This window comes from Candidatus Eisenbacteria bacterium (assembly GCA_016867715.1).
Lineage (GTDB): Bacteria > Orphanbacterota > Orphanbacteria > Orphanbacterales > Orphanbacteraceae > VGIW01.
Window position 1 is genome coordinate 1 of record VGIW01000049.1, and the last position, 22247, is coordinate 22247.

At 65.7% G+C, this 22247-nt stretch carries 17 protein-coding genes; 9 read left to right on the forward strand and 8 right to left on the reverse strand.

Going from position 1 to position 22247, the window contains the following annotated elements; translation table 11 throughout:
* Nucleotides 1-648, reverse strand: a 648-nt coding sequence (locus FJY73_09240) for a class I SAM-dependent methyltransferase (protein ID MBM3320844.1), incomplete at its 3' end; no start/stop codon positions are given.
* A 207-nt stretch (nucleotides 649-855) separates the two neighbouring features.
* Here FJY73_09240 and hisC point away from each other — a divergent pair.
* Both hisC and FJY73_09250 read left to right on the forward strand, forming a co-directional pair.
* Nucleotides 856-1977: a histidinol-phosphate transaminase gene (hisC, locus tag FJY73_09245; protein MBM3320845.1), complete on the forward strand. Its 1122-nt coding sequence runs from the start codon at nucleotides 856-858 to the stop codon at nucleotides 1975-1977.
* The gene (locus FJY73_09250) at nucleotides 1977-3062 is read left to right on the forward strand and encodes a prephenate dehydrogenase/arogenate dehydrogenase family protein (GenBank protein ID MBM3320846.1); all 1086 of its coding nucleotides are present in this window, start codon (nucleotides 1977-1979) and stop codon (nucleotides 3060-3062) included. The genes hisC and FJY73_09250 overlap by 1 nt, the downstream gene beginning before the upstream one ends.
* A 16-nt stretch (nucleotides 3063-3078) precedes the next feature.
* On the opposite strand, the gene FJY73_09255 is transcribed toward FJY73_09250, so the two are convergent.
* Nucleotides 3079-4098 (reverse strand): Gfo/Idh/MocA family oxidoreductase, encoded by a 1020-nt coding sequence (locus FJY73_09255; GenBank protein ID MBM3320847.1) that lies wholly within the window; start codon nucleotides 4096-4098, stop codon nucleotides 3079-3081.
* A gap of 192 nt (nucleotides 4099-4290) precedes the next feature.
* Between FJY73_09255 and FJY73_09260 the strand changes: the two genes are divergently transcribed.
* Nucleotides 4291-5133: a metallophosphoesterase family protein gene (locus FJY73_09260; GenBank protein ID MBM3320848.1), complete on the forward strand. Its 843-nt coding sequence runs from the start codon at nucleotides 4291-4293 to the stop codon at nucleotides 5131-5133.
* Nucleotides 5130-5660 (forward strand): hypothetical protein, encoded by a 531-nt coding sequence (locus tag FJY73_09265; GenBank protein ID MBM3320849.1) that lies wholly within the window; start codon nucleotides 5130-5132, stop codon nucleotides 5658-5660. Before FJY73_09260 ends, FJY73_09265 begins: the two co-directional genes overlap by 4 nt.
* Nucleotides 5661-5679: 19 nt before the next feature.
* Here FJY73_09265 and asnB read toward each other — a convergent pair whose 3' ends face one another.
* The 6 genes from asnB to FJY73_09295 all read right to left on the reverse strand — a co-directional run bounded on the left by asnB (nucleotide 5680) and on the right by FJY73_09295 (nucleotide 12772).
* Nucleotides 5680-7569 (reverse strand): asparagine synthase (glutamine-hydrolyzing), encoded by a 1890-nt coding sequence (gene asnB / locus FJY73_09270; GenBank protein MBM3320850.1) that lies wholly within the window; start codon nucleotides 7567-7569, stop codon nucleotides 5680-5682.
* Between the two features lie 84 nt (nucleotides 7570-7653).
* Nucleotides 7654-8544, reverse strand: coding sequence for a sulfotransferase (locus FJY73_09275; GenBank protein ID MBM3320851.1), 891 nt, complete (start codon nucleotides 8542-8544; stop codon nucleotides 7654-7656).
* A 225-nt stretch (nucleotides 8545-8769) separates the two neighbouring features.
* A complete protein-coding gene (groL, locus tag FJY73_09280; protein MBM3320852.1) occupies nucleotides 8770-10398 on the reverse strand; it encodes a chaperonin GroEL in 1629 nt (542 codons plus the stop codon).
* A gap of 18 nt (nucleotides 10399-10416) precedes the next feature.
* Nucleotides 10417-10704, reverse strand: a complete 288-nt coding sequence (groES, locus tag FJY73_09285) for a co-chaperone GroES (GenBank protein ID MBM3320853.1) — start codon at nucleotides 10702-10704, stop codon at nucleotides 10417-10419.
* 326 nt (nucleotides 10705-11030) lie between these two features.
* Nucleotides 11031-11996, reverse strand: coding sequence for a Gfo/Idh/MocA family oxidoreductase (locus tag FJY73_09290; protein MBM3320854.1), 966 nt, complete (start codon nucleotides 11994-11996; stop codon nucleotides 11031-11033).
* The gene (locus tag FJY73_09295) at nucleotides 11993-12772 is read right to left on the reverse strand and encodes a ribonuclease Z (GenBank protein ID MBM3320855.1); all 780 of its coding nucleotides are present in this window, start codon (nucleotides 12770-12772) and stop codon (nucleotides 11993-11995) included. The genes FJY73_09290 and FJY73_09295 overlap by 4 nt, the downstream gene beginning before the upstream one ends.
* A gap of 254 nt (nucleotides 12773-13026) precedes the next feature.
* Here FJY73_09295 and FJY73_09300 point away from each other — a divergent pair, with 254 nt between their 5' ends.
* The 5 genes from FJY73_09300 to FJY73_09320 form a co-directional block, all read left to right on the forward strand.
* Complete coding sequence (locus FJY73_09300; GenBank protein MBM3320856.1) at nucleotides 13027-14325, forward strand: nicotinate phosphoribosyltransferase; 1299 nt, start codon at nucleotides 13027-13029, stop codon at nucleotides 14323-14325.
* Nucleotides 14322-14666 carry a YkgJ family cysteine cluster protein gene (locus tag FJY73_09305; GenBank protein ID MBM3320857.1) on the forward strand — a complete coding sequence of 115 codons (345 nt, stop codon included), beginning with the start codon at nucleotides 14322-14324 and terminating at the stop codon, nucleotides 14664-14666. The genes FJY73_09300 and FJY73_09305 overlap by 4 nt, the downstream gene beginning before the upstream one ends.
* 106 nt (nucleotides 14667-14772) lie before the next feature.
* Nucleotides 14773-17553 carry an ATP-dependent helicase gene (locus FJY73_09310; GenBank protein MBM3320858.1) on the forward strand — a complete coding sequence of 927 codons (2781 nt, stop codon included), beginning with the start codon at nucleotides 14773-14775 and terminating at the stop codon, nucleotides 17551-17553.
* Nucleotides 17554-17578: 25 nt separating this feature from the next.
* On the forward strand, nucleotides 17579-20557 hold the full coding sequence (locus FJY73_09315; protein MBM3320859.1) for a site-specific DNA-methyltransferase: 2979 nt from the start codon (nucleotides 17579-17581) through the stop codon (nucleotides 20555-20557).
* A 5-nt stretch (nucleotides 20558-20562) separates the two neighbouring features.
* The coding region (locus FJY73_09320; GenBank protein MBM3320860.1) for a DEAD/DEAH box helicase family protein at nucleotides 20563-22247 on the forward strand (1685 nt) is incomplete at its 3' end.

The window sequence follows — 22247 nt, forward strand, 5'->3', positions numbered from 1 at the left end:
GCCTTCCTCCTTGCGCGCGATCACGTAGAGGAGCATCCCGAAACGCGCGCCGAGGAGCCGCTCGGGCGAAAGACGAAACGGAAGGACGTTCAAGCCGCCCGTCTCCACGATCGCGAGGCCGCGGTGGAGATCGAGAAGTCGTTTCGGCCGCAAGGGCACCTCGCGGATCCCCGGCATGAGAAGCGGGCGGACGAGCGTCCATCCGGAGAGGGCGTTCGGAACGAATGTCGCCGCGTATCCGCCGGGCGCGAGGATCGCTCGGAAATGAGAGAGAATCCTCTCCTGATCTTGGGGACCGTAGTGCTCGAGGAGGCCGTCCGAGAAGACGAGGTCGAAGCTCGCGGCGCGGCGCGCGGCGAACTCGGCGTCGAGAAGGTCCTCGCGAACGTACGCGTCGGCTCGGCCCTCGGTCGCCTCGCGCGCGAGGGCGAGCGCCTCTTCGGAGAGATCGAGCGCGGTCACTCGGCATCCCTCGTCGAGAAAGCGCTTGGAGAAGAAACCGGACCCGCACCCGGCGTCGAGAACGCGCATTCCGGCGCGAAGCACAGGGCAGAGCCGTTCGAGGATTCGCCGCTTCGACCAGCTCTCCCGCGTGAAGCGCCCTCCGCGCGAGCGGGTCCAAAAGCGATTCCACGGGTTCGGTTTCATGCTCGGCGACCGCTCTCCGGCGCCGCTCCCGCTCCGCGCGTCGATGCCGGCCGCCGGGGGTTCCCGGCGGCGCGCCGCGGGGCCGGCGTCGCGTCGCGGACGATACCAGGCCGCTCGTGCATGTGTCCAGACGCGAATCGAGGTCGCGAGCGTGTTGACGGGCTCGGCGCCGGCGGGTAGCATCGCGGACTTTGGGAGGGCTCAAGAATGCGCAAGCATGAGAGGCCGCTTCCCCCCGTCCGGCGCTCGATCCGCACGTTGGAGGCCTACCGCGTCGCCCGGCCTCCCCATCGCGTCAAGCTCGATCAGAACGAATCGCCCCTCGAGCTTCCCTCGGCGGTTCGCAGGCGCATCCTCGCCGCGTTGGCAAAGAAGCGTTGGTCCCGCTATCCGGATTTTCCGCCGGCGGGTCTCGCGCGAAAGATCGCCGAACGAGAGAAGGTTCCGGTCGGGCGCGTCCTCGTCGGACACGGATCGAACGAGCTTCTCTATGCCGCGGCCCTCGCGACGCTCGAGGAAGGCTCCGTGATGATTCTCCCGAGCCCGTCGTACGGCGTCGCCCACTTGGCGGCGCGTCTCGCGAGCGGGCGGGCGCGCACGGTTCCTCTCGACGACGATTTCGCCTATCGACCGGAGCGGATCGTCGCGGCGGCGAGGCGCGAAAACGCGCGCCTTCTCTTCCTCCCCTCTCCGAACAACCCGACCGGAACCCTTCTTTCGAAAGACGATGTCCGAACGATCGCTGAGAGCGTCCGGTCGCTCGTGATCATCGACGAAGCGTATCGCGATTTCGCGCAGGTTCCCCTCGCGCCGCTTCTCTCCCGCCACCGAAATCTCGTCCTCCTTCGAACCTTCTCGAAGGCCTTCCGGCTCGCCGGTCTTCGAATCGGCTATCTTCTCGGCGACGAGGAGGTGCTCGGACGAATCGAGAGGGGAAAGCCGCCTCATTCGGTGGATGTCTTCTCGCAGGTCGCCGCGGAGATCGCGCTCGATGAGGAGCCGCTCATTCGGAAAGGAGTCCTCGCGATCATTCGGGAAAGAGAGCGGATCGCCGCGACGCTTCGGCCGCTCGAGGCGGTCCGCGTCTTTCCGTCGGAAGCGAACTTCCTTCTCGTCCGAGTCCCCGACGGAGAGCGGGTCTTCCGCCGACTTCTCTCCGCGGGCGTTCTCGTCCGTCTCGTCGGCCCGCGCGCCGCAGCCCGCGGATCCCCCCGAGGCATTCCGATCGATCCCAGACTGCGAGACTGTCTTCGCGTCACCGTAGGGACGCGCGCGGAAAACGACCTGTTCCTCGCGGCCTTCCGCGAGGCGATCGAGGAGAGAGGTTGATGCAACGGAACAAGCTGGAAGACCTTCGCCGCCGAATCCAGCGTCTCGACGAGGAGATTCTCTCGCTCGCCGAGAGAAGAACGAGGCTCGCCGGCGAGATCGGCCGCCTCAAGCTGGCACTCGGCTTTCCCGTGAGGGACTATGAAACCGAGCGCGAGGTTCTGGATGCCGCCGAGGCGCACTGTCGAACGCGCGGGCTCGACCCGACGGTCGGCATCGGGATCGTCCGGGCGCTCGTGGCGGGGGCGGTGAAGGAACAAGAGGAGATCCACGAGAAGCGCTTCCTCGGGAGCAAGCAGCCGATCACGATCTTGGGAGGCCGCGGGAAGATGGGAAGCTGGCTCGCGCGCTATCTCTACTCGCGCGGGCATCCGGTCACGATCCACGATCCGGCAGGACCCCTCCCCGGATTCCGATCGGTCCAAGACTTCGACCGGGCCGTCGACGGGGCGGGGGTTCTTCTCGTCAGCGTCCCCCTCCATGCCGCGGCGGCGATCTACCGCCGGATCGTGAAGCGAAAGCCGGCCGGGGTGATCGCGGATGTTTTCAGTCTGAAGAGTCCGGTCCTCGAATCGATCTGGGCCGGTTTGGATGCCGGTCTTTCGATCACGAGCATCCATCCCCTGTTCGGACCCGAGGTCTATCTCCTCTCCGACCGGACGATGCTCCTCTGTCCGTGCGGCCACGAGAAGGCGGATCGGGCGGCCGCGGGGCTCTTCGCGGGAACCAGCCTCGGGATCGTGCGGATTCCGGTGGAGGAGCACGACCGGATCATCGGGATGGTTCTCGGCCTCTCCCACGCGGTGAACATCGTCTTCACCGAGGCTCTCGCGAAGTCCGGTTTTTCCTCCAAGGAGCTCCGCCGTGCGGCGACCACCACTTTCGAAAAGCAGGTTCGGACGGCGGAGGAGGTCGCCGGCGAGAACCCGAGGCTTTACTACGATATTCAACACCTCAACGAACACACGCCGGACGTCTTCCGCCTTTTCGAGAACGCCCTCGCCGCGTTCCGGAAGGCGGCCGCGAGCCGTTCGCCTCGATCGTTCGAGAAGATGATGGAGCGCGGCGGGAAGTTCTACGGATAACCCCGGCGGGCGAAGGTCACGCGATCCGAATCGCCGTCCGCGCGCCGCCCGCCCGAAGCGATTCGTCCGCGGCCGCGAGCGCCGCGACGACCCGATGGCCGCTCCACCCGTCGGTGAGCGGTCTCTTCTTGTCGCGCACGCACTCGATGAAGTGCGCGCACTCGACGCGGAGAGGCTCGGTCGTCTCGATCTTCGGCGCGAGGATGTCTCCCGCGCGGAGCCGGACCTGGTAGTCCTGGATCCCGCCTTCTTGGAAGAGCGTGCTCTCGAAGCCCCGGTCGTACAGCTTCAGCTTCTGCTCGCTGTCGAGATCGTCATAGACCGCCATCCGTCTCTCGCCGACCACGGTGAGCCTCCGAACCTTCGAGGGATCGAGCCAGCTCACGTGGACGTGGGCGACGGCGCCGGACGGAAACTCGAGGTAAAGAAAGACGACATCCTCCACGCCCGGCTTGAGGTACGCCTTGCCGAGGGCGATGACGGAGACGGGCGCTTCTTCGAGGAGATAGAAGAGAATCGAGAGGTCGTGCGGGGCGAGGTTCCACATCGCGTTGATCTCGGGACGGAAGATGCCGAGGTTGACGCGGGTCGAGTAGATGTAGCGCGTCTTCCCGAAGGCTTCCTCGCGCGCGAGCGCCTTCAGGCGGCGGACCGCCGGGTTGTACTCGAACGTGTGCCCCACCATCAGCGTGAGACCGGTCCGGTCCGCGAGCTCGGCGAGGCGCCTCGACTCATCCGGGTTCATCGCGAGCGGCTTTTCCACGAGGACGTGCTTCCCCGCCTCAAGCGCGCGGCGCGCGAGATCGAAGTGGGTCTCGGCGGGGGTCGCGATCACGACCGCTTCGATCGCGGCGTCGCGGAGAATCTCGCCCGGGTCCTCCGTCCCGCGAAGAAAAGGATAGCGGCGGGTCAGCTTGCGCACCTTCGAAGCATCGACGTCCGCGACGACGGCGAGGTCCGCCTCCTCAAGCTCCGCCAGATTGCGAACGAGGTTGGGTCCCCAGTACCCGCACCCGATGAGCCCGATCCGAACCATGCTCGCCTCCCTCTCTCGCGCGGCCGGCTTCAACCCGATCGAAGCACGACAGGTGTCTTCTTGGCCGGCTCTCGAGCGTTTCGGGCGGATTCTAGCACGAAGCGCCTCTTCCAAGCATCGTTCGCCGTTCATTGACCGGGCGTGCTCCCCGTGGCAGAGTGGAACCTCCCCTCGCGGGAGGTGAGCGACGCGATGATCCGCCGGCTCGCATGGTTCCTCACGGCTCTCCTCGCCGTTCTTCTCGTGTACGCGATCCTCATCGAGCCGAACCGGCTCGTCGTGCGGGAGGTGCTCGTCCCCTCCGAGCCGCTCGATCGCTTCTTCGGCGGGGCGGTCGTCGTGCATCTCAGCGATCTCCATCTCGGCGGCATCGGCTTTCGCGAGAAGCGGCTTCTCCGCGCCCTCGAAAGGATCCGCCCCGACTACGTGTTCGTGACGGGCGATTACGTCCGGATGCGGAAGCCGTACGGTCCGGTGCTCGATCTCCTCGACCGGATCGACGCGCCCGGCGGGATCTACGGCGTTCTCGGAAACGTCGACTACAACGGAACGAGAGAGTCGTGCCGGATCTGCCACGAGGGAGGACCGGGGGGAGCCCTCCGCGACGCCGATCCGATCCGCGTGCTCCGGAACGAGCATGAGGCGATCGAGCGGGACGGGAAGACGCTCCTCCTCGTCGGGCTCGACGAGCTCGACGCGCGCGCGGGAAGGCCCGATCCGCGCCGCCTCCTCGAGGAATCGCCGCGGGAGATCCCGCGGATCGTTCTCGCGCACACGACATCCTTCGTTCGCGAGGCGGAGGCGGCCGGCGCGGAGCTCTACCTCGCGGGGGACACGCACGGCGGGCAGGCTGCTCTTCCGAGCGGTCTTCTCCGCCGAATCATGCCGGAGAAGCGCTGGGACTTTCGGGCGGGGCGATTCCGGATCGGATCGCTCTGGCTTCATGTGCACCACGGGATCGGATGGAGCATCGCGCCGCTCCGCTTCGGGTATCCGCCGCTCGTCGCGGTTCTCCGCTTCCGGGAGGAGCCATGAGCCGCGCGCGCGCCGGAGCTCTCTTCGCGCTTCTCTTCGTCTCGTGCGGCGCGCGCGAGAGGCCGCTCGTCCTCTACGATTTCGAGACGGAGAAGGACCTCGATCGGATCTCCTGGGCCTGCCACGACCACTTCTCGCTGACGGACGAGTGGAGCGCCTCGGGGCTTCGCGCGCTCCGCTGCGAGCTCCCGCGCGCGACATACCCCGGAGTGCGCTTCCTCGACTTCGAGAACGATTGGCGGGGATTCGAGGCGCTCGCCCTCGCCGTGCGGAACGAAGGCGCCGAGACCATCGAGCTCGTGGTCCGCGTGGACGACCGCGACTCGGGCGAGGAGTTCGGCAACCGGTACAACGGCTCGTTTTCGCTTTTCCCCGGTGAGAACTCCATTCGGATTCCGCTCGAGAAGATCCGCCGCGGCCCCGCCTCGCGGGCGCTCGATCTTTCACACATCGATCAGTTTCTGATCTTCCTCCATGACATAGACGATCCTCCCGTGATTCTGGTCGACCGGATCGCCCTGGAATGAACGGACCTTCCGGATCGGATCAGGGGCTATTCGGCTCCAGTCGGCGGAGGGACTCCTCGACCTCTTCCAGCGGCTCGTTTCGATAGACGAGACGCCCCCAGAGCTCGAGATCTACGAGGCAGGAGAACGCGAACGGGTTCTCGGGCGCGCGGAGGGCGATCTCGTCCAGACTCCGCCGGGAAATCCCGATCCCCTCCTCGCAGAAACCCCCGAGAAAGAATTCCGGCCGCGCGAGAGGAGCCAGGTACTCCCCGAGAGGAAGAGGAAAACCGACTTTCTTCCGACTCACAATCGAAGGCGGCAGGTGGCGAGCGGCGATCCGTCGAAGGATCTTTTTGTCTCCCTTCCCCCCGCCGCGGTGGGCGAGAGGCATGTGCACCGCCGTCTCGACAACCCGATGGTCGAGGTAGGGAACTCGGCACTCGATCGAGGCGCTCATGCTCATCCGGTCGAGGCGCCGGAGAAGAGGGACGAGGAAGTCGTCCAAGTCGGAGAGCATCGCCCCGAGAACCGCTCGGTCGTCGGCGCTCGGCACGAAGGAGTAGGCGTTCTCGCACGTCGCGCGCCATGCTCGCCTCGCGTCGCGGTCCACGAGCGAGAGCGCGAGCGGTATGAGCTCGTCGAAGCGGAGAGTGGTCACCGGAAGCCCGGCGGCGGCGTAGCCGACCCTGCGGATCCACTCGCGCATCGGGCGGGGGAGAATGCCGAGGGCGCGGCGGACCCGGAGAAGTCTTCGATAGCGCGCATACCGCCAGCCGTATCCGCCGAAGAGCTCGTCAGCCCCTTCGCCGGAGAGGAGCACGAGAACGCCCTCCGCGCGCGCGACGCGACAGATGAGGGCGAACGCCACCGAGTTCGGATGAGCGAGCGGGAGATCGCTCGCGAAGACCGTGCGCGGAAGCGCCCGCCGGTACTCCGCGCCGTCCAGCGCGAACGAGATCAGAGGAATGCCGAGCGACTTCGCGACTGCTTGCGCATGAGGCTTCTCGTCCAGATCGGGATGGTCCGCGACCGAGACGTGGAACGCCGTGAGCTTCTTCGACCCTCGCGACGCAAGGGCGGTGATCAGGCTCGAATCGAGACCTCCGCTGCATAGCGTCCCGACCGGGACATCGCTCACGAGGCGCGCCTCGGTGCTCGCCGCGAGGATCCTCTCGAGGACTCCCGCGACCTCTTCCGTCTTCATGGCGGCGATACGGGCATAGTCCCGCTCGTCGATCCGCTCGGCCGGGTCGTAGTAGACGCGGGAAGCGACGTTCCCGTCGCGGATCGTCACCATCCGCCCCGGGAGGACCGCCTCGATCTCCTCGATTGGCGTGTCCGGGGTCAGCACGTCGGCGTTGTGATACAGAAGCCACTCGAGCAGACTCCGACGGTTCAGCCGAAGACCTTCCTGCACACGGAGAAGCGGTCTCATTTCGGAGCAGAAGAGGAAATGCCCCCCTCGCGCCGAGTAGTAGAGGGGCTTGATGCCGAAGCGGTCGCGGACCAGGGTAACGGTCCCTGTCCGGCGGTCGTGGATTGCGAAGGCGAACATCCCGACGAAGCGCTCGACGCACGCCTCGCCCCATTCCATGAACGCGTGGAGCACGACCTCGGTGTCGGTCCGGGAACGGAAGCGATGGCCGGCGCGCTTTAGCTCCTCACGGATCTCCTTGAAGTTGTAAACCTCGCCGTTATAAACGATCCACCATCGTCCGTCATCATCGCTCATCGGCATGCGGCCCGCCGGCGAGAGATCGAGGATGCTGAGCCGAACCGCGCCGAGAGCGATCTTCCCGAGCGAGACCGAGCTGCGGTCGTCCGGGCCCCGGTGCGCCTCGAGATCCAACATCCTCTCGACGAGAGCGAGGTGGTCTTCCTCCCGGCAGCCTTCCTTGAAGCAGACGAGGCCCGCGATTCCGCACATGCGATGAGTCTCCCCCGTTCTCCCTCATCGATTATCGGCTGGATGGGCGTTCCACGCGAGCCCGGCCGCTTGAGCCGACAATCTCTACCAGTTCGGCTTCCTCCCGATTCGGAGGATCAGGCGCTCGGCGTCGGACCGGAAATACCCTCTCAGGAACTCGACGGACCGCTCCTCGAGTGCTTCCTTCGGACCGGTGTTGAAATCGAGAAGGAACCGGCTCAGGCGCGTCCGCAGGCCCCGAGGGGATTTACGGCTCACCCATCTCGCCAGGACGCTCTGCTTCGAGAGGAACCGTGCGAGGAGCAGCGACCGAGGTCGGCCGGACCGATTGTAGACGCGCGAGAGATCCGGACGGAACTCCGAATCGACGCCCAGAAACAGGAAGAGATCCCGAAGAACGGAATGAGGAGAGCGGACGAGGTCCTCGAAGAGGAGAATCTTGACCCGATCCCTCCCGAACACGTCGACGAACGCATCGATTCGATCGGCGTAGAGCGAGCTCGAGGCGTACCGCCACAGAAAACCGTATCCACGGCGTATCCTCTCCTCTTCCGCAAGGAGCCCCTCGTGAAACGAAAGGTGTTCCCGGCCATCCCGGACGAGGTGCATATACTGGGAGTAGGCTTTTTCAATCGGATCGCGGATGGAGAGGATGATCCTCACGTCTCCCAACTCCTCGCGGATCGCGCGGCTCGACTCAGGGAAGCAGAAGTAGGACGGGGAAAGATCGCCGGCCGCGGGGAATGAGTCCGCCTCGCGGTAATGCGCCTCGTACTCCGCTCGGGTCGAGCAGGCGAAGTCGAGCACGCGTTCATCTCCAGGGCCGGCCGTCTGTTTCTTCAATTGATGATACGTGAAGTAATGAAGCTCCTTCCGATCGGGAAGGTAGATCTCGGGATGCTGTCCCAGGTAGTGGTAGAGGGAAGTGGTCCCGCACTTGGGGGCGCCAATCAACAAGAAGTTCGGGAGTCGCACGCACTCACCCGGATCCGGGCGGGGGTTCGCTGAGACACGGTCCGGCATCCGCCGCGGCCTCTCAATTCTACGACATCCGCCGGCTCCGGTCCATCGCGGCGAGCGGAGGACCGGAAAGGGAGGCGCCGCGAGCCCCCCAAGAGAAGGCGGCCCGCCCCCGACGGGACGGGCCGCGCGCGGTTTCGATTTCCGCGGCCGGGGGCGCCGCGGGCTCGACGTTCGATCTTAGTACATGTCCCCGTAGCCGCCCCCCGGAGGGCCGGCCGGCGCCTTCTCCTTCTCGGGGATCTCGGCGACGAGGCACTCGGTCGTGAGCATGAGGCCCGCGATCGAGGCCGCGTTCTGGAGAGCGTAGCGCGTCACCTTCGTCGGGTCGATGACGCCCGCCTTCATCATGTCCTCGTACGTATCCGTCGCCACGTTGTATCCGACCGCCTTCGCCTCGCGCAGGACGCGCTCGACCACGAGCGAGCCCTCGACGCCCGCGTTGTTCGCGAGCTGGCGGATGGGCTCCTGAAGGGAGCGCACGATGATCTCGCTCCCGATCTTCTCGTCGCCGGTCAGCTCGAGCTTCTTCACAGCCGGGATCGTGCGAAGATACGACACGCCGCCTCCCGGAACGATCCCCTCCTCGACCGCCGCGCGGGTCGCGTGGAGGGCGTCCTCGACGCGCGCCTTCTTCTCCTTCATCTCGGTCTCGGTCGCGGCGCCGACGTTGATCACCGCCACGCCGCCGGCGAGCTTCGCGAGCCGCTCCTGGAGCTTCTCGCGGTCATAGTCGGAGGTCGTGTTCTCGATCTCGCGGCGGATCGTCTCCACGCGGCCCTGAATGTCGGTCTTCTTGCCGCCCCCCTCGACGATCGTCGTGTTCTCTTTGTCGACGGTGATCCGCTTCGCCGTTCCGAGATCGCCGGTCGAAATGTTCTCGAGCTTGATGCCGAGGTCCTCGGAGATCATCTGGCCGCCGGTCAGGATCGCGATGTCTTGGAGCATCGCCTTGCGGCGGTCTCCGAACCCGGGCGCCTTCACGGCCGCGACCTGGAGGGTGCCGCGGATCTTGTTCACGACGAGGGTCGCGAGCGCCTCGCCCTCGACGTCCTCGGCGATGATGAGGAGCGGACGCCCGGTCTGCGCGACCTTCTCCAACAGCGGAAGAAGATCCTTGAGGTTCGAAATCTTCTTCTCGTGGATCAAGAGGTACGCGTCCTGGAGCACGCACTCCATCGTTTCCGGATTCGTCACGAAGTAGGGAGAGAGGTAGCCGCGGTCGAACTGCATCCCCTCGACCACGTCGAGCGTCGTCTCGATCCCCTTTGCCTCCTCGACCGTGATCGTGCCGTCCTTTCCGACCTTGTCCATCGCGTCCGCGATGATCGAGCCGATCTCCGTGTCCGAGTTCGCCGAGATCGTGGCGACCTGCGAGATCTCCAAGCGATCCTTCACCTTCTTGGAGAGCTTGCCGAGCTCCTCGACCACCGTGCGCACCGCGGCGTCGATCCCGCGCTTCAGGGCCATCGGGTTCGAGCCGGCGGTGATATTCTTGAGGCCCTCGCGGTAGATCGCCTCGGCGAGAACCGTGGCGGTGGTCGTGCCGTCCCCCGCGACATCGCTCGTCTTCGAGGCGACCTCGCGCACCATCTGCGCGCCCATGTCCTCGTAGGGGTCCTTCAGCTCGATCTCCTTGGCGACCGTCACGCCGTCCTTGGTGATGACCGGCGAGCCGAACTTCTTGTCGAGGACGACGTTCCGGCCCTTCGGTCCGAGCGTGACCTTCACCGCGGCCGCGAGCTGCTCCACGCCCGAAAGGATCGCGCGGCGCGCGTCCTCATGGAACTTCAACTGCTTGGCAGCCATGTTTCTCTCTTCCTTTCTTTACTCGATGATCCCGTAGACATCGTCCTCGCGGAGGATGATGTACTCCTCGCCTTCCAACTTGAGATCGGTTCCGGCGTACGAAGAGAAGAGGATCCGATCCCCGCTCTTCAGCTGGATCGGCACTCGCTTCCCGTCCTTGTCCTTCGCGCCCTCGCCGATGGCGACCACGCGACCCTGGTTCGGCTTCTCCTTGGCGGTGTCGGGAATGATGATCCCGCCCTTCGTCTTTTCCTCCGCATCGAGACGCTTCACGAGAATCCGATCGTTGAGAGGTTTGATCTTCATCCCATCTGCTCCTTTCCCTGCGAGCGGACCCTCCGCCCGCGCTTCTCAATTAAGACCTTCCGCGATGACTCTTCAGGAGACTCTTGCGCGCTGAGCAGAACCCATCCTGAGCCGAGCGATGCGGATGCAAGAGGCGTTCCTCTGAAGGCCCCGTCCACAACATCCTACAATCAAAGCACATGGAAGCTAGCACTCTCGATGGGCGAGTGCAAGATTTTTTTTCCTGCCGAAATGACAGGAACGAGCGCCGGTTCGAGGTGGCGGCCCGCCCATGTAACCTTCATAAAAAACGAGAGGTTGCGAGCATTCTTCCGATGGCGGGTCTGTCAATCGGGCGGGATCCAGGAGCCCCCGCTTCGGGCGCACGCGTCGGCGAGCGCCACCGCCGCCCGGCCGTCCGCGATCGTGATCGGCGGCCGAGTCGCGCCGCGCGAGACGCGAAGGAAGTCGAGAAGAACCGGGATGAGCGTCCCCGGAACGTGCGGGAAGGGGACCGACCGGCTCTTGCGGCCCTCGATCCTCTCGAGAGAGGGGGGGGTGCGCGAAGCGACAAGGATCCCCCCCTCGCCCACCACCTCGATCGACTCCCGGCGCGAGCTCCCCCAGCGGCTCATGTCGATCACCGCGCGCGCACCCGAGCGCGAGCGGAGAACCGCCGTGTACGCGTCGTCGATTCGCGACCCGCGCACGAAGCGCCGCTCGCACCAGACTTCCGCGATCGGACCGATGAGGAAAGGGAGAAGATCGAAATAGTGCACACCCGAATCGAGAAGGGCGCCGCCGTCGTCGAGGCGATCGCTGAAGACCCCCTTCTCGTGCGTCCGGTCCTCGGATCGAAGAGAGAAGAGCACTTCTCGCACGGGCGCGATGCTCGGAAGCGCGTCGAGAAGACCAAGAATCGGGCCCTCGTAGCGGCTCGTCTGGCCGACCATCACCTCGATGCCGGAGCGCTCCGCCGCGCGCGCGATCCGATCGCACGAGGCCGGATCGGGAGCGAGGGGCTTCTCGACGAGAACCGGCTTGCGGGCGTCGGCCGACGCCTCCACCGCCTCGGCGTGATGCGCCGCGGGGGTGACCACGAGAAGCGCGTCGACCGACGGATCGCGGGCGAGCGAGCGGACATCCTCGTGAAACGCGACCCCCCACTCCTTCGCCTGCTCGCGGCCGAGCGCGACCTCGCGCCGCGCAATCGCGGCGAGGCGCGCCCCGGGAACCTCACCCCGGAGAAGGTGGCGGGCGTAGCGGGCGCCGTGCCGGCCGAGCCCCGCGAGCCCGAGACGAAGCTCTTTCAAGAGACCTCGCCCTCCTCGACGCGCACCCGGAGAAGATCCTCCGCCACGAGAATTTTACCATTAAAGAGATCGCGGCACGCGCCTGCGAGGTCGACCTCGTCGCTCTCCGGACCGAGGTGGACGAGCAGCATCCCCCTCACCTCCGCCTCGGCGGCGATCCGCGCCGCGTCGGCCGGCGCGAGGTGGAAGGGATCCTCCTCTCCCTCCGCGAGGCCGGCCTCGATGACGAGAAGCCCCGCGCCCCGCGCGAGGCGCACGAGCTCGGCGGATCGCCCGGTGTCGCCGGTGTAAACCGCCGCGTCCCCTTCCTCGGTGCGGATCGAGTAGGCGATCGCCGCGATCCCGTGGGGCACGGGCGCGTATCGAATCCGAACCGTTCCGAGGCTCTCCTCCCCCCGCTCTCCCTCGTGAACGACGAGCCGAAGGTTCTCGGTCTCTAGAAAAGGCGCGTGCACGAGGCGGAGCGATCGGACGAAGCTCGCGAACCCGGGCGGCCCGAAGAGGTGGAGCGTCGCCGGCTTTTCGCTCCCCTTCGCGTGGTTCCGGACGCGGAAGAGGAGCGGAACGAGGTCGGAGACGTGGTCGGGATGCACGTGCGTGACGAAGCACGCGGCGATGCGCTCGGGGGCCGACCCGGCCTTCGTCAGGGAATGAAACGTCCCCGCGCCGCAATCGAAAAGAAGATGAAGCCCGCCCGCCTCGACGAGGTGCCCCGGCGATCCGCGCCGTGCGCTGGCGTGGTGGTTGCCGCTCCCGAGAACCGTCCAGATGATCATCGATCCGCCTCCGGTCCCGTTTCCGCGGAAGATGGGTTCGCGGCGGGCGCGCGAGGAGTCGAGGTCCCGCCGCGTGTCTATGCGGAGGAATACGCGCCGCCTCCGCCCGTGTCAAGGCGCGCGGCGCGGGATCCGCGCGCATCCTCCGAGGTCTCGGTCGGGGCGCCCGGAGCTTCCTCTTCCATTTGCCCCACGCCTGCTTCCCGTCTATTCTCATGGCGGCGGTCCTCTCCCCCCGGAAAGGGACCTTCGCGATGTCGACCCGCTCACCTGTCCCCGCGCCTTTCCCCTACGACAAAGAAGGGGTCCGCTCCGGATACTACTCGGACGCCTACTTTCTCAACGCGGGAGCCATTCTCGACCGCCTGGTCGTCGACCACTACCGCTACGCGGGGAAATTCCCCGTTCTCCCCTCGGGGAGCGGCGCGGGGAGGGTCGCAGTCGGAACGATCGAGACCGAGATGCACTTCTTCACTCGGAGAAAGCCCTGGTCGGTCGTTTGCGGTATCAACCATTCCCTTCAGGTCCTTAAGGAATGCGCCGGAGGCGTGAACCGCCCGCGCCGCGTCTCCGCTCCCAGGATTCTCGACGCGGAGGCGGTTCCGGAAGGGACGCGCGTGATGCCGTGGGCGCCTGTCCTCGTCGTGCGCGGGGAGTACCGGCGGTACGGATATCTCGAGACCGTGCTTCTCGGCATCCTCTCGAGGGAGACGAAGATCGCGACGAACGTCTACCGGGCGCTCCGGGCGGCGCGCGGCAAGCCGATCTTCTTCTTCCCCGCGCGCTTCGATCTCCCCGAGGCGCAGAGGCTGGACGGATACGCGTATCGCCTCGCGGTCGAGCAGTACAACCGGGACTCCGGGCGGCAGGTGCAGCCGTACGTCTCCACGCAGGCGCAGGCCGAGCTCTGGGGCGGGCAGTCGAGCGGGACGGTCCCTCACGCGTACCTCCTCTGCTTCCTTCGCGACACGGCGGAGGCGATGGTCCAGTTCGCCCGCACGCTCCCGATCGCGGTGAAGAGGATCGCGCTCGTCGATGTGAACAACGACTCGATCGGCGATTCGATCCGCGCCGCGTCCGCCCTCTTCGAGGAGCACGAGAGGCGCATCCGGGCGGGGGATCGAGAGGGAGCGGAACGCTATCGTCTTTTCGCGGTGCGCGTCGACACAGCGGAGAGCCTCGTCGATGTCTCGCTCGGCAGGAGAGGGGAGCCGGGGGTGTCCCCCGATCTGATTCGAGCGCTCCGCCGGGCGCTCGACGAGGCGCCGGACCGCCTCGGATTCCGCGGAGACGAGCGGGAGCGCGCGCTCCGGTACTTCCGCTCCATCCGGATCGCCGCGACGGGAGGCTTCAACGAGGAGAAGATCCGCCATTTCGAAAGCCTCCGCGTCCCGGTCGACATCTACGGGATCGGGTCGTCATTCCTTCAGGAAAGAAACGATTTCACCGCCGACGTCCTCCGGGCGAAGGTCGGGGGGAAGTGGGTCCCGATGGCCAAGGTCGGCCGCCGGCCGAGGCGAAACTCGCAACTCGAGCGCGTCCGTTTCGGATGATCGATAAGCGAACGGTTCATTTCTCATGTACCCGATGCGGGCGCTGCTGCCGGGAGCCCGGGTACGTCTTCTTCTCGCCGTCCGACCGGCGGAGGGGGGCCCGGCATCTCGGCATCTCCGTTCGCGCGTTCAAACAACAGTATGGCGGGGATGAGGCGGGGACCGAGATCCGCGTGACGCGAAGGCGGCAGTGTCCGTTCTTCTCCGAAGAGGGGTGCGCGATCCATCCGGCGCATCCCGAGCAGTGCCGCACTTTCCCCTTCTGGCCGGAGATCGTCGAGTCAAAGGACGCTTGGAACCGCCGATCCCGCCGTTGCCCGGGGATGGGAAGGATCGGATAGCCCCCGCGAGTTCGAGACTCGGAGATTCGTGCGAGAGGGGTTACGTCGCCCGGCACGGAGAGCTCCTGCTTCCCGCACGGCGCTCCATCCTGTATCATTGCTTCAAATGTCCACCGACACGATCACCCTCTCGCCCCAGCAGAAGCGGGTCATCGAGCACCGGGGAAGCCACGTCCAGGTGATCGCCTGCGCGGGGTCGGGGAAGACGGAGTCCGTGTCCCGGCGGGTCGCGGCGCTCGTGAACGAGGGCGTGAGGCCGGAGTCGATCGTCGCCTTCACCTTCACGGAGCGAGCGGCCGGCGAGCTGAAGGAGCGGATCTACCAGAAGGTCGAGGAGGCGAAGGGCGCCGAGTTCCTCGGCCGCCTCGGGCCGATGTTCGTCGGGACGATCCACAGCTACTGCTTTCGGCTCCTCCAGACGCACGTCCCGAAGTACGGGAACTACGACGTGCTCGACGAGAACCGGCACGTCGGGCTCCTGTCGCGCGAGTTCAAGCGCCTCGGCCTCAGCCGACTCGGCCGCGGCGAGAAGCACTGGAAGCCGATCGCCGAGTTCGCCTGGACCGTCGATGTGATCGGGAACGAACGGATTGACGCGGACGATCTCGCGGGGACCCCGCTCGGCGAGTGCTACGAAGCCTACCTCGAGATGCTCGCCCGCTACCGGTTTCTCACGTTCAGCCGGATTATCTCGCAGGCGGTGGGGGTGCTCGGCGAAGAAGCCGTCTACAAGCGTGTGCACGGCCCGCTCCGCCACCTCATCGTCGACGAGTACCAGGACATCAATCCCGCGCAGGAGCGGCTGATCGAGCTTCTCTCCGCGAAGCCGGTCGAGCTCTGCGTGGTCGGCGACGACGACCAGTCGATCTACCAGTGGCGGGGATCGGACGTCGCGAACATTCTGAGCTTCGCCCGCCGCCGCCGGGGCTCGGAGCTGGTTCGCCTGGAGACGAACCGGCGAAGCCGTCCCGCGATCGTGAAAGCGGCGAACGCCTTCGCGAAGACGATCGAGGACCGCCTGCCGAAGGCGATGAAGCCGAAGCGCCCCGACGGCCCCAACCAGATGACCACCTGGTGCGCCGAGACCCCGCAGGAGGAAGCCGAGAAGATCGCCGAGACGATCGAGCGCCTGCGCGCCAGGGGCTATCGCTACCAGGACATCGGCGTCCTCTTCCGTTCCGTCCGCACCTCCGCGCCCGTCCTGATCGAGGCTCTGCGGGAGCGCGGCATCCCCCTCTCGTGCAGCGGCCGCACCGGCCTCTTCCTCATCCCGGAGATCAACCTCTTCGGAGAGATCCTCGCGTGGTTCGTCGATGAGGAGTGGCAGGACGAACGCTTCGGGCTGGCCCGCCCCGCCGATCTCGACAACATCGTCGCGGGGCTCGGCAAGCACTTCGGACGAAAGCGCGGCGAGATCCCCGGCCTCCGGAAGTTCCTCGAGGACTGGAAGAAGCTCCGCCTTCGCGGCACGCGTCCGGTCAGCCTCGTCGGCGACTTCTATAAGCTCCTCAACTTTCTCGGCGCGCACACGATCGACATCGACGAGCCGGAAGGAGCCGCGCGCTTCGGCGCGTTCGCCCGCTTCTCCGAGCTGCTCGCCGACTTCGAGCACGTGACCCGCCGTGGCTGCTACGTCGAGGAGCGCGGGAAGCGCGTCTTTCGCACCGGCCTCGATCGCGGGAAGGAGTACTATCGGCGGCTTTACAGCTACGTGCGCCACTACGCGCGCGACGCCTACGAGGACTTCGGGGGCGAGGACCACCAGGAGATCGACGCGGTCGACATCATTACGATCCATCAGGCGAAGGGGCTCGAGTGGCCGATCGTGTTTCTGCCGTCGCTGACGAGCCGCCGCTTCCCCCCCATGCGCGCGGGGAAGAAACGAGATTGGCTTCTCCCCGAGAGCGTCTTTCCCGAGGAGACGCGGCGCCGATACGAAGGCGGCGACACGGAGGAGCGCCGGCTCTTCTACGTGGCGATGACGCGCGCCCGCGACGCCCTCTATCTCTCCTACTTCGAGCACATCAAGCAGGACATGAAGCCCTCGCCCTACCTGGAGGAGGTGGGGAAGCGCAACGGCGGCATCCGGTCGTACACGAAGCTCCCGCTTCCCCCGAAACCGGAGAAGCTTCTCGAGCCGGAGATCCCTCCTCTCGAGATCAGCTTCTCGGAGATCGCGCACTTCGAGGAGTGCGGCCATCGCTATCGCCTCGCGTCGAACTTCGGGTTTCAGCAGGAGCTCGCCACCGAGCTCGGGTACGGCCGCGCGATCCACCACATCCTACGGAACATCGCGGAGAAGTCGCGGAGGAAGGGATCGACACCGACCGACCGAGAGATCCAGAAGATCATGGACGACGAGTTCTACCTCCCCTTCGCGCGGCGGCCGGAGTTCGTGCGGATGTCGCGCGCGGCGCGCGGGCTGGTCGGACGCTACCTCGCAAGCTACGAGGATGATCTCCGCCGGATCTGGGAGACCGAGCGACCTTTCCAGCTCCGGCTTCCCGACGGAACGGTCTCCGGCCGCACGGACGTCATCCTCGACGAGGAGGGCGGCCTTCCCGGCCGTCTCGCGATCGTGGATTACAAGACGGCGACCGACCCGAGGCTGGATGACCACTATCGACTGCAGATGGCCGTCTACGCCGAGGCGGCGAGGGGAGAGGGTCTCGATGTGGTCGCGGGGTACGTTCACGAGCTGAAGCACGGCGACCGCCACGCGGTCGATATTCGAAGAGAGACGAACGCGCTCGGACTGGATAGGGTCGCGGCGTCGGTTCGCGCGATCCGAACCGGAACGTTCGGACCCTGCGCAGCGCCGGAGACTTGTGTCCGGTGCGACTATCGATTGGTCTGCGCGCACTGCAAGGCGCTGGAAGACACATAGACATTCGAAGCACGGGGAGATCCGCATGGCACGGGCGAGAAAGAGCGGGAAGGTCGAGGCGAAGGATTATCGGCACGCGAAGGAGAAGCGGAAGAACATCCCGCCTGCCAAGATCGCGGCGGAGGGGGAAGTGCCGAAGGTGAAGAAGGTGAGGTACCACTATAGCCCCCACCTCTCGCCGGAGCTTCGCTTCGACCCGACCGCGAAGGCGGATCGCGTGATGGAGGTCGCGGAGAAGGCGGGCCGGCACCTCACCGAGCAGGAGCGCGATCTCCTCACGAAGGCGCTCGCGAACCAGCAGCCGTGGCTCGAGTGGGCCGGTAAAAAGGAGCAGCACGACCGCGGCTGGTTCGAGGTGGACCCCGTCGCGCTCCACATCCACGAGAGGGTGAGCGCGCAGGCCATTGTCCGCGCGGCCATGCGCGAGGACGCCCAGCGCGAGCTGTTCGCCGATCCGGAGCTTCCGTACCAGAAAGAAGTCCAGTTCTACCGGCACGATGTCGACTGGGCGAACCGTTTGATCCTGGGCGACAGCCTTCAGGTCATGTCATCGCTTGCCCGTCGGGAGAACCTCGCGGGCAAGGTGCAGATGATCTACATCGACCCGCCATATGGCATCAGGTTCGCCAGCAACTTCCAGCCGGAAGTTGGGAAGCGAGATGTGAAAGACAAGAGCGAGGATCTATCGCGGGAAGTGGAGATGGTCAGAGCTTACCGGGATACGTGGAACCTGGGTATCCATTCCTACCTCGCGTATCTGCGGGATCGTCTGATGGTGGCGAGAGATCTCTTGGCGGAAACCGGCAGTCTGTTCCTACAGATCGGCGACGAGAATCTCCATCGGGCAAGAACTCTCATGGACGAGCTCTTTGGAGCATCGAACTTCATCTCGGTTCTAGTGTTCCAGCGTGGTGTCGCAGGGCTCGGAGAGATGATCTCGAATGTCAACGACTGGATACTCTGGTACGCCAGAGACCGGATACACGCCAAGTGTGATGCTTTATTCGTAAACCGACCAGCGAAGACGCTTGCTTCAGCCTACAACTACTTCGAGTCCGATTCCGAGGCTCCGCGAAGACTCACGAGGCCAGAACTCGATGGCGAAGTATCGGCGCCGGAGGGGCGACGTTTCAAGACATCGGCCATCGTAGCTAGGGAACCAAGCTCGACTTCCGATTTCTCGGTTGATCACGACGGCCAGAAGTACGACCTGCCCCGAAACACGCACTGGAAGACATCTCGAGAGGGACTGGTCAGGCTCGGCAGATGTGACCGGCTGCTCGGCTTGGGGAAGACACTTACGTACAAGATGAGAGCCGACGACTTCCCTTTGGTTCCGATCTCGAACATCTGGCAGGACGTGTTCGAAAGCACATATGCTGTAGAGCGCTACTACGTGGTGCAGACTCAGACCAAAGTCATCGAGCGGTGCATCCTAATGACTACGAACCCAGGCGATCTTGTCCTCGATCCCACCTGCGGCAGCGGCACAACTGCCTTCGTCGCCGAGCACTGGGGGCGTCGCTGGATCACGATCGACACGAGCCGCGTCGCGATCGCGATCGCCCGTCAGCGTCTTCTCACCGCCAAGTACGAGCACTACAAGCTTCGGGACGAGTCGAAGGGACCGTCCGGCGGCTTCTTCTACAAGACCGTCCCGCACGTCACCCTGAAGAGCATCGCCCAGAACCAGAACCTCGACCCGATCTTCGCGAAGCACGAGCCGATCCTGGACGCCGCCCTCGCGGCCTGCAACAAGGCGCTCGGGCAAGTTCCTGACACGGCGCGCGACACGTGTCGCCGCAAGCTCACGGAGAAGCAGGCTCGCGAAGGCAAGCGCGCCGTGACCGACGCCGATCGCCGTCGCTGGGATCTCCCGAAGAAAGGCGGGAACTGGTATCACTGGGAAGTCCCCTTCGACACCGATCCCGATTGGCCGAAGGCCCTCCAAGACGCCGTCGTCGCCTATCGCAAGGCCTGGCGCGCGAAGATGGACGAGGTGAACGCCTGTATCGCGGCGAACGCGGATCAAGAAGAACTTGTGGATCAGCCCGAGGTCGTGAGGGGCGTCGTCCGCGTGTCCGGTCCTTTCACCGTGGAGGGCGTCCGCCCTGAGGAGCTTTCGATCTCCGAAGAAGGGCTCTTCGACGGGACGCCGAACGAGTGGGAGGGCGAAAGCCCCGGAGACGTCCGCGACGAGGTACAGAACCTCCGCGCCTACCTCTCCCGCATGACCGACCTCCTCCGGAAGGACGGCGTCACGTTCCCGAACAACAGGCACGCGACCTTCGCGCGCCTCGACGCGCTCTACGAGGAGAAGACCGGCACGCCGATCCACGCCGAGGGGATCTGGGAGGGCGCGGACCACGGGAGGCCGAACAACGTCGCGGTCGCCTTCGGGCCGCAGTACGGCCCCGTGACCGCCGAGCAGGTCGAGGAGCTGATCCGCGCGAGCAAGCGCTACGACGAGCTTGTCATCGCGGGCCTCAGCTTCGACGGCGAGGCGGCGGTCGCGATCCAGGAAGCGGCCCACCCGAAGCTCAAGACCCACATGGCCCACATCCGGCCGGACGTCTCCCCCGGCATGGACGGCCTCCTCAAGGAGACGCCGAACAGCCAGCTCTTCACCGTCTTCGGCCAGCCGGAGATCCGCGTTAAGAAGCACGGCAAGGAGGAGTGGCAGGTCGAACTGTGCGGCGTCGACATCTTCGATCCCCTGAAGGGCGAGGTGCGCTCGACCGGCGCCGAGAAGGTCGCCGCCTGGTTCCTCGACAGCGACTACGACGGCCGCTGCTTCTGCATCACGCAGGCGTTCTTCCCGGACCAGGACGCATGGGGGAAGATCGCGAAGGCCCTCGGCTCGCAGGCCGACCCGGAGGCGTTCGAGGCGTTCCAAGGGACCGTCTCCCTCCCCTTCAAGAGCGGCAAGCACGCCCGGATCGCGGTCAAGGTCATCGACCCGCGGGGGAACGAGGTCATGACGTTCGCCAAGCTGGAGAGGTAGAGAAGATGGCGACACGGCGTATGTCAGGACGCCCGAAGGACGAGACCCCTCCCCCCGATTGGACGCCGACCCAGGCGGTCGACAACCCGGTCATCAACAACCCGTACACCGAGCCCGTGAAGCACTGGCTCTACAAGGACGGCGTGCCGAGCCTGATGGACGGCCGCCGCGAGGCGAGCTACTGGTTCCGATCGAAGCGGACCGGATCGGCCGAGCAGGAGCTCTTCCGTGAGGAGGAGCGGGACGACCTCCCCCTCGTCAATGCGCTCCGCGCGGACGTGAAGCGGTGGCGCGAGGCGGGATACCGGGGCGCGTCGCGCATCACGCGCGAGCTTCTTGACTGGTGGATGAGACAAGACCGTCCCCGGCGACTCTTCTTCTGCCAGCGCGAAGCGGCCGAGACGCTGATCTACCTGATGGAGCTCGCGCTGCCGGGGCGTCTCCCGGCGACCGGTTTTCACAAGTTCGAGGTGAGCCCAAAGACGCTCGACCTCCTTCTCAAGGGGGAGAAACCCGAGTTCGCGTCGATCCGCGGCGATTTCTTCCCGCGGCTCATCGATCCGTCGTCTGATTCGAGCACGCTCCCGCTCGTGCGGACGGGCTGCAAGATGGCGACCGGGAGCGGCAAGACGATCATCATGGGGATGCTGATCGCATGGGCGTTCTGCAATCGGGCGCGCAACCCGTCTTCCACTCAGTATCCGAACGCCGTTCTCGTCTGCGCGCCGAACCTCACGGTGAAGAAGCGCCTCCAGGTTCTTCGCCCCGAGGACCCGAACAACTACTTCGACGCCTTCGATCTCGTCCCGCCGAAGTACCGCGAGTACCTGAACATGGGAAAGGTGCTCGTCACGAACTGGCACGTCTTCGCGCCGAAGAGCGAGCACGCCGAGGGGGGCAAGAGCTACGCCGTCGTGAACAAAGGCGAGGAGTCGAACGATGCGTTCACGAAAGATCGCCTAGGGGAACTCGCCGCGCGACTCCCGATCCTCGTGCTGAACGACGAAGGGCACCATTGCTGGCGCGGAAGACCTCTTACGAAGGAAGAAGAGCGCGAGGCGTTCCGCGATCTGGACCGGGAGAAGAAGAAGGCGCTCGAAGAGGAAGCCGACGAGGCGCGCGTTTGGCTCGCCGGTCTCGATCGGATCAACAACTGCGGACTTCTCGGAAAGAGCGACGGCGGAAAACCGGCGCCGGGCATCCTTTCATGTGTGGACCTTTCGGCGACCCCCTTCTATCTCTCGAACAGCGGCTACCCGGAGGGAAGTCCCTTTCCGTGGCTCGTGAGCGACTTCGGTCTCGTCGACGCGATCGAGTGCGGGATCGTGAAGGTCCCGCGCATGCCGGTCCGGGACGACACGGAAAAGAAGGACGATGCCGGTCGGCCCGATCCCAAGTACTTCCGCCTCTGGCACAACATCACGGAGAAGGAGCTGAAGGCGAGCGATTCCGTCCGAAGAGGACAGCCGAAGCCGGAGGCGATCTACAAGTACGCTGAGGGAGCGCTCCTCACGCTCGCCTCGCAGTGGAAGAAGCAGTTCGATGCGATCAAGGAGAGCGCGGGCGGGCAGCCCTTCGTTCCGCCCGTGCTCATCGTCGTCTGCGACAACACGGAGCTGTCCGAGGTCTTCTTCCGGAAGATCAGCGGCGAGCACGAGGTGGAGACCGCCGACGATGAGGGGAAGACCGT

Coding starts and splice junctions, on each gene's coding strand:
- FJY73_09265 (MBM3320849.1), top strand. CDS start 5,130: ATGAGCCGCGCGCGCGCCGGAGCTCTCTTCGCGCTTCTCTTCGTCTCG.
- FJY73_09295 (MBM3320855.1), bottom strand. CDS start 12,772: ATGATCATCTGGACGGTTCTCGGGAGCGGCAACCACCACGCCAGCGCA.
- FJY73_09315 (MBM3320859.1), top strand. CDS start 17,579: ATGGCACGGGCGAGAAAGAGCGGGAAGGTCGAGGCGAAGGATTATCGG.
- FJY73_09305 (MBM3320857.1), top strand. CDS start 14,322: ATGATCGATAAGCGAACGGTTCATTTCTCATGTACCCGATGCGGGCGC.
- groES (MBM3320853.1), bottom strand. CDS start 10,704: ATGAAGATCAAACCTCTCAACGATCGGATTCTCGTGAAGCGTCTCGAT.
- FJY73_09300 (MBM3320856.1), top strand. CDS start 13,027: ATGTCGACCCGCTCACCTGTCCCCGCGCCTTTCCCCTACGACAAAGAA.
- hisC (MBM3320845.1), top strand. CDS start 856: ATGCGCAAGCATGAGAGGCCGCTTCCCCCCGTCCGGCGCTCGATCCGC.
- groL (MBM3320852.1), bottom strand. CDS start 10,398: ATGGCTGCCAAGCAGTTGAAGTTCCATGAGGACGCGCGCCGCGCGATC.
- FJY73_09255 (MBM3320847.1), bottom strand. CDS start 4,098: ATGGTTCGGATCGGGCTCATCGGGTGCGGGTACTGGGGACCCAACCTC.
- asnB (MBM3320850.1), bottom strand. CDS start 7,569: ATGTGCGGAATCGCGGGCCTCGTCTGCTTCAAGGAAGGCTGCCGGGAG.
- FJY73_09310 (MBM3320858.1), top strand. CDS start 14,773: ATGTCCACCGACACGATCACCCTCTCGCCCCAGCAGAAGCGGGTCATC.
- FJY73_09250 (MBM3320846.1), top strand. CDS start 1,977: ATGCAACGGAACAAGCTGGAAGACCTTCGCCGCCGAATCCAGCGTCTC.
- FJY73_09260 (MBM3320848.1), top strand. CDS start 4,291: ATGATCCGCCGGCTCGCATGGTTCCTCACGGCTCTCCTCGCCGTTCTT.